Raw genomic sequence first — 14,691 nt, forward strand, 5'->3', positions numbered from 1 at the left:
CAACGAACAGCCATGGCTGTACCAAAGCGAAAACACAGCAACAGTCGATCCGGCAAACGACGTAGCCACGATCGCGTCAAGAAACGCCAGATCGGGTATTGCCCGCAGTGCAGCAGCTCCGTGCCGACCCACACGATTTGCCCTAAGTGCGGGCATTACATGGGACGCACCGTTGTCGAACCTCGCGACGAGTAATCGTTTCTCGATTCCTCTGTCCAACCTCTGCCGTGCATCCGCCGCGTGAGAGCCGCGTTCCCCGGGATTGCCCCGTGGAACCGGCGGTGACTACGCGGCGTTTTTATTTGGAGCGTTGCTGCCCCCATGGACGTTAACTCCGTCGGAATCCTGTTTCCTGGCCAAGGTGCCCAAGCCGTCGGGATGGGACGGTGGCTATGCGAGACCTATCCGCTAGCGGCCGATCGATTTGCCCAAGCCGCGGACATTTTGGGTTACGACCTCCGCGAGTTGTGCGAGAAGGGCCCCGAAGAAAAACTGAACGCGACCGAGTTCAGCCAACCGGCGTTGTTCACCGTCGGGATAGCCGCGGCGGAAGTCCTGGCGGCCGAATTCCCTGAACGCTTGCAGAATGTCACCGCGGCGGCGGGCCTGAGCCTGGGCGAGTACACCGCGGTCTGTTTCGCGGGTGGGCTTGATTTCCAGGACGCCCTGCGGCTGGTTCAGAAGCGTGGCCAGGCGATGCAAGCCGCCGCCGATGCGGTCCAAAGCGGCATGGCCAGTGTCTTGGGATTGGACCTGGAAACCTTGGATAAGTTGTGCGGCCAGGCCCGGAACGACGACGTGCTCCGCCCGGCCAACCTGCTGTGCCCGGGCAACATCGCCGTGTCCGGTCACCTCACCGCCATCGATCGGCTGGAGAAAGCCGCTTTGGAAGCCGGTGCGATCAAGGTGGTTCGGCTGAACGTAGCCGGGGCTTTTCACACATCACTGATGCAGCCCGCGGTCGAAACGCTGACGGCGGCCCTGAAAGAAATGCCACTCCGCCAGACACGAATTCCTGTCTACAGCAACGTTGACAGTGCCCCCCATCAATCGGCCGACGAAATCCGTGACCTGCTAAGCAAGCAAGTCACCCAACCGGTTCTCTGGGAAGCGTCCGTCCGCCGGATGATGCAAGACGGCGTGGAAGGTTTCCTGGAGGTCGGCACCGGGCGGGTGTTGCGAGGAACCCTGAAACGCATCGAACGAAAATTCCCCAGCGACGGTTTCGGCGACGAATAAGCGGCTCGTCCGCCCGAAACGTGTCCCGCACCGAACCTGATCCCCTTTTTTCCCAAGCGAATCTCATGGAATTGTCACTCAAAGCAGATCTGTCCGGCCAGGTTGCGATCGTCACCGGCGCGTCGCAGGGACTGGGCAAAGCCGTGGCGATCGGACTGGCGATCAATGGCGCCACGGTTGCTTGTCTGGCGCGCAACGAAGAGAAACTTGCGGCAACCGTTTCGGAGATCGAAGCGGCGGGCGGCAAAGCCAAAGCCGTGGCCTGCGACGTGACCGACCGTCAAGCAGCCGACGCCGCCATCAAATCGGTGGCGGAAGATTTGGGCCGCCTGGATATCCTGGTCAACAACGCCGGAATCACCCGCGACAAGCTGATGCGGGGAATGAGTGACGAGGAATGGGACAGCGTGATCGCGACCAACCTGACCAGTTGCTTTGTCTGCTGCCGCGCCGCGGCCGGGATCATGCGAAAAAAGAAGTACGGCCGAATCATCAACATGGCCAGCATCTCGGGTCTGATCGGCAACCCCGGCCAGGCCAACTACTCGGCCAGCAAGGCGGGCATGATCGGGATGACGCGAACGATGAGCAAGGAGCTGGTCAGCCGCGGCGTGACGGTCAACGCGGTAGCGCCGGGATTCATCGCCAGCGACATGACCGACGCGATCCCCGCCGGAATTCTGGACGAGGTCAAGAAAGCGATCCCCGCCAAACGCGTGGGTGAACCCGAAGAGGTGGCGGCCGCCGTGCTGTTTCTGGCGTCCAAAGAAGCCGGGTACATCTCCGGCCAGGTCCTGGTGGTCGACGGCGGCATGACCGGCTAAGTTGCCCCGCTTGCCGGCAGGCCTCAGAGAGTCGATTGCGGGATATTGACGCCTTTTGCTTCTTTCCCCTATCTTTTCGACGAATCGACGACGCGTCTCCGGGCTCTTGCTGGTGCGGGAATCGTTCGCGACCGGCGGATCCGGTCGGCGGAGGCTCTCCCGCAACCCAATTTGATTAGAAACCCTTGGCGTCTCGTTCCTCCCGATCACGAGGGGCGTTTCGTTCCCTTGAACATCCCTTTGCAGAACAAACATTTGGAGATTGCTTATGGCTACCGTCGAAGAACGCGTGGTCGATATCGTTGCTGAACAACTGGGTGTCGAAAAAGACAAAATCAGCCGCGAGACTTCTTTCGTAAACGACCTCGGTGCCGACTCGCTCGACACGGTGGAATTGGTCATGGAGCTCGAGGAGGAATTCAACATCAGCATTCCCGACGAAGCGGCCGAGAAGATTCAAAAAGTGGGTGAAGCGGTCGACTTCATCGAGAACGCCAAAGGCGACGACGCCTAGCATTGCCGATCGTTCGGTCAAGCCTGCACCGACGATGACGCTTTGCCGCCCGAGAACGGTTTGGCGCCGCAGGTCCGTCGACCGCGCGCCAGCTTTTGAGGGCGGTATTTTCTTGAATGCACCGCCAAGGTTATGCGATGGTCGAAGGTTCCTCTGAGCAAAGCCATTCCCCCCAGAAAGTTCTCAAGGGTGATCGCCGTGTCGTGATCACCGGCATCGGCGCCGTGACCCCCTTGGCATTGAACGTGCCCCAAACCTGGGAACGGATGATTGCCGGAGAGAGCGGCATCCATCCGATCACGACGCTGGACGCTTCCACCTACAAGGTTCATTTTGCCGGCGACATCCCCGGCTTTGACCTGGAGGGAATCGTCGACGCGCGCGAAGCGAAACGGTTGGACCGTTTCACGCAATTCGCCGTTCATGCCGGGCAGCAGGCAATTGAGGACGCTGCGATCAACTTCGATACCGTGGACCGTTCTCGCTGTGGCGTGATCCTGGGTTCGGGCATTGGCGGATTGATGGAGATCGAGAACCAGATCGAGCGGATGCTGACCAAGGGGCCCGATCGAGTCAGCCCCTTCACCGTTCCCAAGATGATGGTCAATGCCGCCGGCGGGAACCTCTCGATCTCTTTCGGATTGAAAGGTCCCAACTATGCCGTCGCGACGGCTTGCGCCAGCGCAACCAATGCGATGGGAGACGCCCTCCGCAGCATTCGCTTGAACGAAACGGATGTGGTCGTCACCGGCGGAAGTGAGGCGGCCATCACTCGGATGGGTCTGGCCGCATTCCAAAACATGAAGGCCCTTTCGACCCGCAACGACGATCCTTCCCGCGCCAGCCGGCCGTTTGATGCCGGACGTGACGGATTCGTTCTGGGCGAAGGCGCCGGCGTTCTGGTTTTCGAAGAACTTGAACACGCCAAAGCACGGGGCGCGCGGATCTACGGAGAAGTCCTCGGCTACGGCACGACCAGCGATGCCGGCCACATCACGGCGCCCGACCCGGGTGGCACCGGCGCGGCGGCAGCCATGGCCGCGGCCCTCCGCGATGCCGAAGTCGAACCCGGCGATGTCGATTACATCAACGCCCACGGCACCAGCACTCCGCTCGGTGACAAAGCCGAAACGACGGCCATCAAACGGGTCTTTGGCGACGCCGCTTATCAAACCAGCGTCAGCAGCACCAAGTCGTCCCTGGGACACTCGCTGGGCGCCAGCGGCGGCATCGAAGCGGTGATTCTGTGCAAGGCCATCCAAGCGGCGATGATTCCGCCGACGATCAACTACACCGATCCCGATCCGGCCTGCGACTTGGACTACACACCCAACGAAGCCAAGGCCAAAGACATTCGCGTTGCGATGAGCAACAGCTTCGGCTTCGGCGGACACAATGCCTGCATCGTGTTCGGCAAATTCGATCATTGATCTCTCCCCGCCGACCTGCTTGCGGCGACACAAGACCAGTCAAGCCGGCGCGCGCGGAGCAATCCTCGGCGGGCCGAACATCGTTCGGCGGACACGATTTGTCGGACAGGATTCGGCGGGACTGGTAAGCTGAGACCTATGTCGAATCGCTCCTCCGACCGCCGCACCACCGTCCCCGCCCGCGCCCCGTCACTTGACCGCGAAGAATACGTCGAACAGGCGCACCTCTTTGAACTGCTGCACGAGCGTGCCGGCGGCGAGTTTCCGATCCAGGATCTGCTCCTGCAACTCCGCCATGAAGTGCTGGCGACCACGAAGCTTCCGATGGCGATGGAGTACCTGCTGACCGAAGTCAAACATTCCGGATTGATCGGTCCGGCGATGCGGCGGTTGGCTCACTACTTCACACCGTTCCAAACTTACCTGGTCGAACAGAGCGAACTGGACACCGGCCGCTTCATGATGAACACCGCGTTCCGTGTGATGGAGGCGGAAGCCCGGTACCGGATCGAGAATGCCACCCCCGCCGGTCTGTTCTTTTTCCAGTTCGAAGTGCTGTGTCGCAATCGGCTCAGCTACGACCGCGGGTTGACTGCCATCAGCGGCGATCCGATGTACGAAGCCGATTGGGCCAAATGGATTCTGATGCTGCGGGCCCAAATCGGTCTGGTCGATTTCGCCGACCTGGTGTTCCTGGCCAGCGAGGATTACCGAGACAAAGTCCAAGCGGCCGGGGAAAGTCTGGAGGGCCGCGGGCCCTTCTTGTTTGGCGTGAAGGAGGGGCGGATCGCGTTTGCCAATCGCCAGAAAGATCCGCTGTATCTGTTTAGCGCTTTGCAGCGACACCTCGGTTACCCGGAAGTTCCCAAGCCGGATCCACCGGACGAAACGCTGGACCTGATTCCCCAAATGGCCCGCCGGCTGGAACGTCTGGAGGCCAGGATTCAACTGATGGAGGAGGAGCGTCGGGCGACGCTTGACATCACCAAGTTCTACGAGCAGAACAAGCACCGCCTGAAGTTTCCCGAATGATTCAACCGACGCGGCCCCCGGTTCACTCCCGAGTCAGGAACCAGCCTTCCGGCGGATCAGGCAGATCGAAGGCTTCGTGGTAGTCCCGCTGGGTGCGTTCGATCCAGATCAGCGTTTCCTTGTGCAGCGCTGACGGCTTCATCCGCACCGCCTTTCGCGCCAGTCGCTTCGCGGTGGAGAAGTCCTGACGTGCCGCCGCGGCGACCGCCAAGTTGTGAACCGCGACCGATGAAAAGGGGTATCGCTGCTGGACTTCCTGCCAGGCTTCCTCGGCGGCCTGCCATCTCCCCGCCATCGCCAGTGCGTTTCCGCGGCGAATCGCCTTGGTGCCAGGCAACAGGTAAGGAATCTCCAACTGGACGCGTCCCCGACGCACCGAGGGAGTGATCAGCGGCAGGGTCTGCCGAACCACGGCCGCTTGCAACGCTTGCTCAGGATCCGACAACAGACCCAAGTCCGGATATCGCTCCAGAGCCGCCTGCAAATCGACCACGACCGGTCGTCCCGCTTCCGCCATGGCGTTCGCGGTGGCTGCGGTGGAGACCGGCGTCAGTCGCCAGGAGATGGAGATCCTTTGGCCGGCTTCCGGAATCTGACGCGGCCGCCGATCTGGGAGCACTTCGCCCCGCAGAATGAAGTCGATGTTTTGCCGCCGCGCCGCTTCGGCCAGCGCCAGATCGCTGGTGTCGTTCTGGTCATAGGAAACCAGTGCGATCGTTTGCTCCGGGGAGGATTGCAACGCCGACAGCACCTCCGGCCCGGACAGCAATTGGGTTTGCTGCCCAACGCCGGTGGGAGCGGACTGGACCAGTTGCTCGTGGATCGGATCGGTGACCGCTTTGGGACCGACCAGTTCCGGAACCAAAACAGATTTCCCGACGGTGGATTGCAGTTCGGCGGGTGACCACACATGGATCGGGACTCCCATCCGGCAACCACCCAACACCGTCAGACTCAGCGCCGTGAAACTCAGGGCGACGTTCCGCAGCAAGCGACGTTCGATCCGGTGGGGACAGGGTTGGCGACTCATAACCGTTCGCATACGCCATTCATCCCGACCGGGTCAAGACAAACGACGCCGACCTGTTCCGAGTTCAGGGTCGCGCCGCGGGCCGACGGGGCGTGTACTGGCAACAGTCGGCCGGACAGACGTCGTGCCATGGACCAAGATCGCCGACGAAATCCTTCGTCGATCGCTGCCCCAACCGTTCCTGAACCAACTTCCGAATCATTGCAACGAACGAAGCGTTCGTTCCGGGTGTCGCCGCTCGACTCATCGCGATGCCGCGTTCGCGACAGAGCTTCGCGGCCTCGTCATCCAAATCGTAAATCACCTCCATGTGATCACTCACAAACCCGATCGGAACGATGACCAACTGTTGAAGCTTATTGGCGTCATCCATGGCAGCGATTGTGTCGCACACGTCCGGTTCCAGCCAAGGTTGTTGCGGAGGTCCGCTGCGGCTCTGGTAGACCAAATCCCAGTTCGAGACACCGACGGAATCGGCCACCAGCCGACTGGCTTCGCGCAACTGTTTGACGTAGTCGCAGTGATCGGCCATCGACATCGGGATGCTGTGCGCCGTGAACAGCACCGTGACGGTCTCCGCCGACGCATCCAATTGATCGATCGCGGAACGAACATGGCCGGACATGGTGTCAATGAAGTCCGGGTGGTTGAACCCCATCCTTAACTTTTCAACCACCGGAGCCCCACTCCCGACTTCTTCTTGGGCCGCGGCGATGTTCTCGCGGTATTGTCGGCATCCGCTATAGCAACTGAACATGCTGGTAAAGAATGCCAGGGACCGGCGGCAACCGTCCGCTTTCATTTGCTGCAGCGTCTCGGTCAACAACGGGTGCCAGTTGCGATTCCCCCAGTAGATCGGCAGCTCAATCTGATTGGCCTGAAAGTCCAATCGCAGAGCTTCCAGCAATTCGCGGTTCTGCTGATTGATCGGACTGACGCCGCCGAACTGCTGGTAGTGCTCGGCGACCTCCAGCATCCGTTCGCGGGGAACATTTTTTCCGCGAAGCACGTTCTCCAGAAAGGGCATCACGTCGTCGGGTCCTTCGGGACCGCCAAAGGAAACCAGCAAGAAGGAATCGTAAGAGAGTTCCGAATCGGTCATGGACGCGGGGGGTGATTGGTGGAGTGGAGATGAAGGCGAGTGTGGGTTGGATAGTTTCCGCGATGGTCAAATCGGACGGAAGCGGGTTGTTGCAAAACACTGGTTGGTTCGCTGCCTGCCGCCGCGACCACGACAGGATCGATCACTCTATCGGCTCCGCGTTGTCATCAGGGAATCAATCAGGGCTTCCAGCTTCTCGGGTCCACCACGAATCGATGCAAAGCGGTGTTCTTTCTTGGAATCCGGCATCCATTGCGTGTGCCCATCGGAATCCACCACAACGCGTCCGGGCTCGCTAAGCTTCCAATACTGCGAATCGGCGCCGCGGACCGCCAGCAACACGGCCGCCTGATCATGTGCCGGCTTGCCGTGATCGATCGCTCGCCCCTCCCGATACGGACGCAGTTCAAAAGCGCGACGAACCGGATGGTTCGATTCCACCGTTTTCAAAGTCGCCCCGCACTGCAAGGCGGCGCCGACTTCAAATCCCTGCCACAGGATTTCTCCGGGCCAACCATGGGCAACGGCGACGGCGGCCGGCGGATCCAAAAGAATGTTGGTTTCCGGTTTGGGCGACCGAGGAAAATGGCCCCCCATGATCACCGTGCGACTGACTTTTTGGCTGATCAGCTCGCGGCCCGTCAGCGAGCTGCTTTCATCGGCGTGTGATTCCAACAAGTCTTCCAGGTTGCTGAGCGCCCCCACGCTGCAGATCACGACCGATCCGTCCTCGGCCGCTGCCAGCGTCTGCCGATAGACCTGCAACGCATCGGGCAGCTGCTCATCGATCGGACTATCGTGCGGGAACTCGTCATACAACGCGCGGGTGTAGCTGCTTGGCCGGTTCCAGGAGACCTTCGCGCCGTCTTTATCGGTCCCGATAGGCAAATCTGCCCGGCCATAGAAGGTGTTGATGACGTCACAGACTCCGCCGGAGACACCCGCGGGACACTTGCGATTAGTGACGACCGCCAAGATTTCGGCTTCACCGGCATCTGCCAGCGCGTGCAGCACCGCCAGGGCCCCCGCGTCATCACAATCACTTGCCATGTCGGTGTCAAAGATCACCTTGACCGGCGCATCCGCCTGGGCCTTCGCCTGCCCGGCAACCGCGACACAACCGATCAGAACCAAAGCCGTCAACCAACGCATCGACATCACCTTCATCACCGAACGAAATCCTGTTTCCCCACAAGTGTAGTCGACTCAGGAATCCGGCTCAGCGTCGGGCGGCAACAGACAGCGACAGATTTGCCGACCGCGGTGATCATGTTTCGCGGGCATCGGAATTGATGGCCGCCCTGCGGCCACAGCTAGTCAGTCCGGACCGATCAATGGTACGGTAACGCACTCGACTTGTTTCCCGTAGCCAAAGGTCTCGTGATGCTGTGCCTTGCCAGTTCCATCGACGCGGCGCCGATCGAACCCGCTTCGCCGGCGGTGATGTTACTGTTCGCGGCGTTGATGGTGGTGACGTACGTGGGAGTGGCGATTGAACGATTCCACAAGACGGTGGCCGCACTTTGCGGCGCCGCGGTTCTGGTCGCGCTCAGCTTGCTACTCGGTCTGTTTCCCTACGGCCGCGTGTACGAATTCCTGAAAGAAGACCTCAACATCTTTGGCGTCATCATCGGGACCGGGATCCTGGTGGACGTGGTCGGTCGCAGCGGTCTTTTCCATTTCCTCTCGATGTGGGTGGTCCGCCTGACCGGCGGATCGGCATCTAAACTTTTCCTGACGTTGTGCGTGGTGACGTTTCTGTTCGTCGCCGTCCTGACCATCGTGCCGGCGATGCTGATTCTTTCTTCGCTGGTGCTGGTGATTTGCCGATCGCTGGGATACAAGCCGACTCCCTTCCTGTTGACGGTGGCGATCTGCGCAAACAGCGGCGCGATTGCCACATTCGCCAGCGGACTTCCGAACATCATGATCGGAACCGCCGCCGGAATCCCTTACTCCCAATTCCTGCAAGTCAGCTTGCCCTGCGCGGTGATCAGCCTGCTGGTGGCCGTTGCCGCGTTGCGTTTCTTTTTTCGCAACGACTTGCCCTGGAAACAGACCGCCGAGCAACAGGCGGCATTGAAGGCTCAGATCGAAACGTTTGATCCGTGGGCAATGGTCGAAGACAACCGCGTGTTGATGCGCAGCGGTGCGATCCTCATGCTGACGGTGATCGGTTTCGTGTTCGCGCAGCAGATGGGTGTCGGGATGGACTTCATCGCGATGACCGGGGCGACGGCTGCCCTGCTGTTTGCCGGCAAAGGCGTCGAGGATGCGATCGCCAAAGTGAACTGGACCGTGATCCTGTTCTTCATGGGACTGTTCATCATCATCGGATGCGTCAAGCAAAGCGGAGCGTTGGCTTGGGTAGCCGAACAGGTCGTGGAGCTTTCGGGCAATGAACTGACTCTGCTGATCCCGTTGTTGGGGACCTTCTCCGCGGTCGCCAGCAGCATCGTCGACAACATCCCGGTCGCCGCGACGTTGATTCCGATCGTCAACGACATTGCCGGAAGCGATGCGGTCCCGATCGAACCGTTGTGGTGGAGCCTGATTATTTGTTGCAACCTGGGCGGCAACGGGACCCCGATCGGTTCGATCTCCTGCGTGATTGCCATCTACGCATTGAAGAAGGAAGTCGGCGTGCACGTCGGCTGGGGAACGTTCCTAAAAATCGGAGGAACAATCATGATCGTGCAAGTGGCCGGCGCGATTCTCTACGTGCTCGCTTACTACGAAGCCGGTTGGATGCCAAACCTGCCGTGAGACGCCGGCATTGGTAGGGCACTGGGCTTCGGTAAGCGCTGGTTTTTCGCAAGCACTGGTCTTCGACCGGAACCCCTCAAACGGCACCGGACCCGTTGACCGAATCAGTTGTTGCTGAACCCGTAACCGACGGCAATCTCGCGGCCCAGCGGGTTGCTTGAAAAGACTTCGTGGCACTGCGGACACAAGTCGAAAGATTCCGGCCCGTCGCCATCACGACCGTCGAAGTTCAAATCCAATTCTTCGTCAATCCCTTCCAGATCGGCATTCAGTTCCCGCTGCAGTTGATCATGCAACTCAGCCAATTGATCCAGTTCGTCGCTCGTTTGCGTCGCCGGTGTTTCCACGGTCACGGCACGAACCTCAATCTCAACGACGTACCTCGTTTCCGTCTCCGGATCGATGGTGCGTTTGCAACGATCACAGGTGTAGTGAATCATAGCGATTGTGACTCGCAAAGCGTTCGAAGAAAGCGGTTGCTCGAAAACGAGCCTTCCTAAGAAAAGAAAAGCAGCAAGACTCGCGCTTGGCCGCTAGTGACATCGTAATGGCGCCGCGGTGCCATCCGCAAGTTTTTTGTCATCCGGTTCAGTCGCCGTCGTTCGGCTGCGAATCAGCCGCCGAGGGATCCGATGACTTCTCCAGGGCCTGACCGGAATCCACTTTGGGAATCTGACCACGCCCCAAGCGGACTTCGACGAGCATGCCAGGCAAAAAGTCGTTCGGCAGATCATCGAGCTTTCGATCATCCAGAACTTTCACCTGATAACCCAAGCTCTCAGCCTTCGAAAGTAAACGCGTGATGGCAGGTTTATGACCGTATGCTAACAAACATCGACCACCGGGATTGAGATGCTTCGGCAATCCGGCCAAAAGAGAATCCATAAGGGCAAATCCAGGATCGTAAAACGCATGGTCGGCCGGTTGATCGACCGTCCCATCTTCCCAGGGTGGGTTGCTGACAATCAGATCGAATCGCTCGTCGTCGCGGATCACCGAAAACGCGCCCGGTTGCTCGGGCCGGACCAGACGCACTTCAAAGTCCGTGTCCAGATCCAGCATCGCCGCGTTGTACTTGGCGTTGGCAACGGCGGCCGGGTTGATGTCCGTCGCGACCACTTTCGTGGCACCGCCGGCCAGACAAGCCAGCGACACCAATCCCATCCCCGTACCAATTTCCATGACGGTTCGGCCATCGGCGATGTGATCGCCGGTGACCATTTTTCGCAACGAAGCCGTATCGTCGGGTTCCCAGAACACACTTTTGAATTGCAGCAGCTCCTGATCGCTCAGTTCAGGAATCTGAATCGTCTGATACACCTCGTAGGAGTAATCCAGATCGGAACGACTGGCGGAGTAACAGCCGGGAAGAACCAGCAGCAACCACACCCACAGCCAACCGAAGCGCCGCGGCCTTACCCACTTGCTTCGAGACACAACCGCTGACGTGGCGAAAGAACCGCGATTGAAATGCAACGCAGCAGGCGAAGACGTGTTGGGCGTGTTCGGAAGTGTGCTCGACATCACAGGTTCTCCCATTCCAGTGCCGCATCGATGGCGTCCTGGTACTCGCGATCGGTCATTTCCAAGATGTCGCGCATCTCGGTCATCAATCGCGTCTGATGTTGCCCCATCGTTCCCTCAGCGGTTGCCGCCAGAAACATCGCCTGCAGCGCCGTCCGTCTTTGAGCAGTGTTCCAACGGCGAGACACGGTCAGCACATAGTTCTTTGCTCGAATCCGATTCTGTTGCGCAATCGAACACATCTCACCAAGTTCTTCCCGATCGATTCTGCGCCCGAACAGGTGACCGGAGATCGATTGCAAGGCATCGATTTCGCGTTCACTGATTGTCCCGTCGGCAAGGACCACAAGCAAGGTCGCGCGAAACGCTTCGTCGTGAAACTGCTCCAGCTGAACCTGCTCATGCTGCTGTTGGTTCATCTCCAGAACGGAAACGTCCCATTTGTCGCGGCAGCCGCGACAGTCGACAAACATTTCGGCGGCGCCAACCGGCACCACCGGAATGAAATACAGCGTCAAAAAAGGACGCCGCGACCGCAGGCGGTAGTCCTGCATTTCGCCGCAGGTGGGACAATAGAACTGCCCCGTGTCGCGTGTCCGCGTCAGGTTCATGGTGCCGATCAGAATCATCTTTCGATTTCACGCCCTGGTTCTTGTCCGATTTTGTCGATTTCAACACCCGTAACGCCGATACCGAGTATGTAGGCACATCCAGTTTCCTTGCGCGACCGAGCCATTGTGATGCGGATCGACACTCAGCGTTTTGGCACCATAACCCTCGATCAAGATCAACTGTTCCTGTTCCCGGGCGGTTTGGTCGGGATGGAAACCCTGCGTGCCTGGGCACTGTTGCCGGATCCGGATAACGCCAGTGTCGCCTGGCTGCAAAGTGCCTCACGCGGCGACCGCGCCCTGCCGTTGATCAGTCCACGGGCATTCTTTGAAGGATACCGCGTCCAGGTGTCCCAGCGTGAACTTGCCGCACTGCACCTCAAACCGGGTGCCGAGTTATATGTGCTGACGACCATCGCCGGACACTCGGGGCAACTGACCACGAATCTGCGGTCGCCCATCGTGCTGAACCTGAACCGGCGACTGGGGTGCCAGGTGATCACGGAAAATGATCATCCGGTCCGGCACCCCCTCCGTTCGCTGACCGCCAAGCCGGCACGACCGGCCGCCGTCCCGACCTCGATCCTGTCGGCTTCGCAGCCGCCCATTCGCCGCGCGGCCTGATTCACCGCACCCGGGCTCTGTCCCCCCTCGCGGTGCTCTGTCCCCGTTGCAGTGCTCTCCCCGTCTCAGTGCTCTGTCCCCGTCGCAGTGCTCTGTCCCCGTCGCAGTGCTCTGTCCCCGTTGCGGTGCTCTGTCCCCATTGCAGTGCTCTGTCCCCGTCGCAGTGCTCTGTCCCCGTCGCAGTGCTCTGTCCCCGTCGCAGTGCTCTGTCCCCGTCGCAGTGCCCTGTCCCCGTCGCAGTGCTCTCGTCCCCGTTGCGGTGCTCTGTCCCCGTTGCGGTGCTCTGTCCCCGCCCGCGGTGCTCTGTCCCCGTTGCGGTGCTCCGTCCGCGGTGCTCTGTCCCCGTCCGCGGTGCTGGGCTCGTCATGGTGCGGTTCGGCGTCCTGGCTTTGTCTGGCACTTGCCGGTGCCCGGATTTCCGACGTCTGGCACCGGCCGCGTCGTGGCTTGCGACTGGATAGAGAGGGCTTGGTCGTCCGCCCCGACCTCGTGCCCGCTCAGTCGCGATAGCGGTCCCGACGGTGTGCAGAATACCACCTCCAAATTGGGACGGTCCGTGCAACCCCGCCCTCGCGAGGAACCGGCACGATCGACATGCGCCGACTTCCGCAGATTGATATCAAATGATTTGCCCCCCCGGTCGATGAACAGGCTGTCAGGCGACCGTTACCGCAATGACGCGATGACGTCGCCCCGTCCCGACCATGCTTCCCAATTGTGTGGCATGCCCTCGCTTGAGGGTCGCCAGGCAATCGCTCGTTGGACAATTTGTCGCGAGATGGTCGGGCCACCGACGTGGATTCAATCTCTCCCAATTCCTTTCAATTTACTGACGTCGAGGCCAACATGCTGGTCCTATCCCGACACCGCGACGAAAGCATCATGATCGGCGACGACGTCGTGGTCACGATCGTCGACATCCGTGGCGATAAAGTTCGTTTAGGCATTGATGCCCCCCAATCGATCCCGGTCCACCGCCAAGAGGTTTACGAAGCCATTCAGCGCGAAAACCGCCGAGCCTCTCAAACCAACGGCGCTGCGACCAAGGACGTCAAGCCGCCGCGCGAGTAGCCGGTCGGCGGGCTTGGCCGGATGCCGACCACCGATGCGTCAGCAAACTCCGATTCCCAAGCAGACTGTTCCAACTGCGACGGTTCGATGACCAGCGGTTTGACGGCAACCGGATGGACCACAAGCGGCACCCCGCCGGCAATCAATGCCTGCGCGGTCCCGACCTGTGAGTTACCGATCCGGTAACGTCGCGCCGTCTGCACGGCTGATCGGACGTCTCCCGGCATGCGCTGGCGGATAGCGGGCACCGCGTCCATCCGTCGCGCCCTCGGTGCGCCACCCGCACATCGGACGGACGTCAATCGCTCCGCTGACCCAGATCGGTTTCGATCACTGGTCGATGGTCGGATTGTCGTCCAAGTCGCCCTCGGTGATGATCGTGAAACCTTTTTCGACCAGGGTCTCCATCGCCATCTCGATGTTCTCCACCATGATCGCCACCGCGGGTTTCCCCAGCGGCCGGACGATCAGCGGATAGGTCTGGATGATATTCAGCTCCGCCTGGAGGAGTGCCGTGCAGACCCGCAGCAGCGGCTGTGGTCCTTCGGGCAGTTGCACACCAATCAGATCGGTCTCGATCAACGCCAGCCCGCTGCGTTCCAAAATCTCGCGTCCCCGTTCGGCATCGTTGACCAAGAATCGGACAAACGCGCACTCGGCGGCATCATTGATCGACAGCGCGCAGATGCGGATCCCGGTTCCTTCAAACCGCCGGACCACTTCCAAAAGTTGCCCAACGCGGTTTTCCAAAAAGATCGTGAATTGCCGAAGAGCGGGGAAGTTACGCCCACGCATCGTCTGGAATTTCGTTCCTGCTCCCGTCCCTTCGTCAGATTCCATCGCAGCCTCGTCGTCGTTGCGGCCCGGAAATGCGGGTGGATCGATGCATTCCCGGCTAGGAAGTGTACGCTTTTCAGCCGAAGA

17 protein-coding genes are annotated in these 14,691 nt (G+C 60.2%); 9 read left to right on the forward strand and 8 right to left on the reverse strand.

All coding sequences use genetic code 11. From position 1 onward, the window contains the following. Window positions 1-12 precede the first annotated feature (12 nt). The 6 genes from rpmF to FYK55_RS09965 all read left to right on the forward strand — a co-directional run bounded on the left by rpmF (window position 13) and on the right by FYK55_RS09965 (window position 5,039). Window positions 13-195 carry a 50S ribosomal protein L32 gene (gene rpmF, locus FYK55_RS09940; protein ID WP_150076232.1) on the forward strand — a complete coding sequence of 61 codons (183 nt, stop codon included), beginning with the start codon at window positions 13-15 and terminating at the stop codon, window positions 193-195. Window positions 196-321: 126 nt separating this feature from the next. Beyond that, on the forward strand, window positions 322-1,239 hold the full coding sequence (fabD, locus tag FYK55_RS09945; protein WP_150076233.1) for an ACP S-malonyltransferase: 918 nt from the start codon (window positions 322-324) through the stop codon (window positions 1,237-1,239). Window positions 1,240-1,304: 65 nt separating this feature from the next. Next, on the forward strand, window positions 1,305-2,063 hold the full coding sequence (gene fabG / locus FYK55_RS09950; RefSeq protein ID WP_150076234.1) for a 3-oxoacyl-[acyl-carrier-protein] reductase: 759 nt from the start codon (window positions 1,305-1,307) through the stop codon (window positions 2,061-2,063). Window positions 2,064-2,331: 268 nt separating this feature from the next. Beyond that, window positions 2,332-2,577, forward strand: coding sequence for an acyl carrier protein (locus tag FYK55_RS09955; RefSeq protein WP_150076235.1), 246 nt, complete (start codon window positions 2,332-2,334; stop codon window positions 2,575-2,577). 137 nt (window positions 2,578-2,714) lie between these two features. Further along, on the forward strand, window positions 2,715-4,007 hold the full coding sequence (gene fabF / locus FYK55_RS09960) for a beta-ketoacyl-ACP synthase II (RefSeq protein WP_150076236.1): 1,293 nt from the start codon (window positions 2,715-2,717) through the stop codon (window positions 4,005-4,007). Between the two features lie 138 nt (window positions 4,008-4,145). Beyond that, window positions 4,146-5,039 carry a hypothetical protein gene (locus FYK55_RS09965; RefSeq protein WP_235908561.1) on the forward strand — a complete coding sequence of 298 codons (894 nt, stop codon included), beginning with the start codon at window positions 4,146-4,148 and terminating at the stop codon, window positions 5,037-5,039. A 22-nt stretch (window positions 5,040-5,061) separates the two neighbouring features. Here FYK55_RS09965 and FYK55_RS09970 read toward each other — a convergent pair whose 3' ends face one another. The 3 genes from FYK55_RS09970 to FYK55_RS09980 form a co-directional block, all read right to left on the reverse strand. After that, on the reverse strand, window positions 5,062-6,069 hold the full coding sequence (locus FYK55_RS09970) for a tetratricopeptide repeat protein (RefSeq protein ID WP_150076237.1): 1,008 nt from the start codon (window positions 6,067-6,069) through the stop codon (window positions 5,062-5,064). Window positions 6,070-6,133: 64 nt separating this feature from the next. After that, window positions 6,134-7,171 carry a ferrochelatase gene (locus FYK55_RS09975; protein WP_150076238.1) on the reverse strand — a complete coding sequence of 346 codons (1,038 nt, stop codon included), beginning with the start codon at window positions 7,169-7,171 and terminating at the stop codon, window positions 6,134-6,136. Between the two features lie 147 nt (window positions 7,172-7,318). Then, on the reverse strand, window positions 7,319-8,338 hold the full coding sequence (locus tag FYK55_RS09980) for a nucleoside hydrolase (RefSeq protein ID WP_150076315.1): 1,020 nt from the start codon (window positions 8,336-8,338) through the stop codon (window positions 7,319-7,321). 216 nt (window positions 8,339-8,554) lie between these two features. Here FYK55_RS09980 and FYK55_RS09985 point away from each other — a divergent pair, with 216 nt between their 5' ends. Beyond that, window positions 8,555-9,937, forward strand: a complete 1,383-nt coding sequence (locus tag FYK55_RS09985) for an ArsB/NhaD family transporter (protein ID WP_150076239.1) — start codon at window positions 8,555-8,557, stop codon at window positions 9,935-9,937. Window positions 9,938-10,041: 104 nt separating this feature from the next. On the opposite strand, the gene FYK55_RS09990 is transcribed toward FYK55_RS09985, so the two are convergent. The 3 genes from FYK55_RS09990 to FYK55_RS10000 form a co-directional block, all read right to left on the reverse strand. Then, window positions 10,042-10,377, reverse strand: coding sequence for a hypothetical protein (locus FYK55_RS09990; protein WP_150076240.1), 336 nt, complete (start codon window positions 10,375-10,377; stop codon window positions 10,042-10,044). Window positions 10,378-10,525: 148 nt separating this feature from the next. Next, window positions 10,526-11,461 carry a 50S ribosomal protein L11 methyltransferase gene (locus tag FYK55_RS09995; protein ID WP_161604406.1) on the reverse strand — a complete coding sequence of 312 codons (936 nt, stop codon included), beginning with the start codon at window positions 11,459-11,461 and terminating at the stop codon, window positions 10,526-10,528. After that, window positions 11,461-12,090, reverse strand: coding sequence for a TerB family tellurite resistance protein (locus FYK55_RS10000; RefSeq protein WP_150076242.1), 630 nt, complete (start codon window positions 12,088-12,090; stop codon window positions 11,461-11,463). The genes FYK55_RS09995 and FYK55_RS10000 overlap by 1 nt, the downstream gene beginning before the upstream one ends. A gap of 111 nt (window positions 12,091-12,201) precedes the next feature. Between FYK55_RS10000 and fliW the strand changes: the two genes are divergently transcribed. Next, window positions 12,202-12,696, forward strand: a complete 495-nt coding sequence (fliW, locus tag FYK55_RS10005) for a flagellar assembly protein FliW (RefSeq protein ID WP_150076243.1) — start codon at window positions 12,202-12,204, stop codon at window positions 12,694-12,696. A gap of 846 nt (window positions 12,697-13,542) precedes the next feature. Then, a complete protein-coding gene (gene csrA, locus FYK55_RS10010) occupies window positions 13,543-13,767 on the forward strand; it encodes a carbon storage regulator CsrA (RefSeq protein ID WP_150076244.1) in 225 nt (74 codons plus the stop codon). Here the strand turns inward: csrA and FYK55_RS10015 are convergent. Both FYK55_RS10015 and FYK55_RS10020 read right to left on the reverse strand, forming a co-directional pair. Then, window positions 13,719-14,015 carry a hypothetical protein gene (locus FYK55_RS10015; protein ID WP_150076245.1) on the reverse strand — a complete coding sequence of 99 codons (297 nt, stop codon included), beginning with the start codon at window positions 14,013-14,015 and terminating at the stop codon, window positions 13,719-13,721. The two genes, csrA and FYK55_RS10015, sit on opposite strands and share 49 nt — an antisense overlap. An 82-nt stretch (window positions 14,016-14,097) precedes the next feature. Further along, complete coding sequence (locus tag FYK55_RS10020; protein ID WP_150076246.1) at window positions 14,098-14,607, reverse strand: acetolactate synthase; 510 nt, start codon at window positions 14,605-14,607, stop codon at window positions 14,098-14,100. Window positions 14,608-14,691: the final 84 nt, after the last annotated feature.

Source organism: Roseiconus nitratireducens, from assembly GCF_008629675.1.
Lineage (GTDB): Bacteria > Planctomycetota > Planctomycetia > Pirellulales > Pirellulaceae > Stieleria > Stieleria nitratireducens.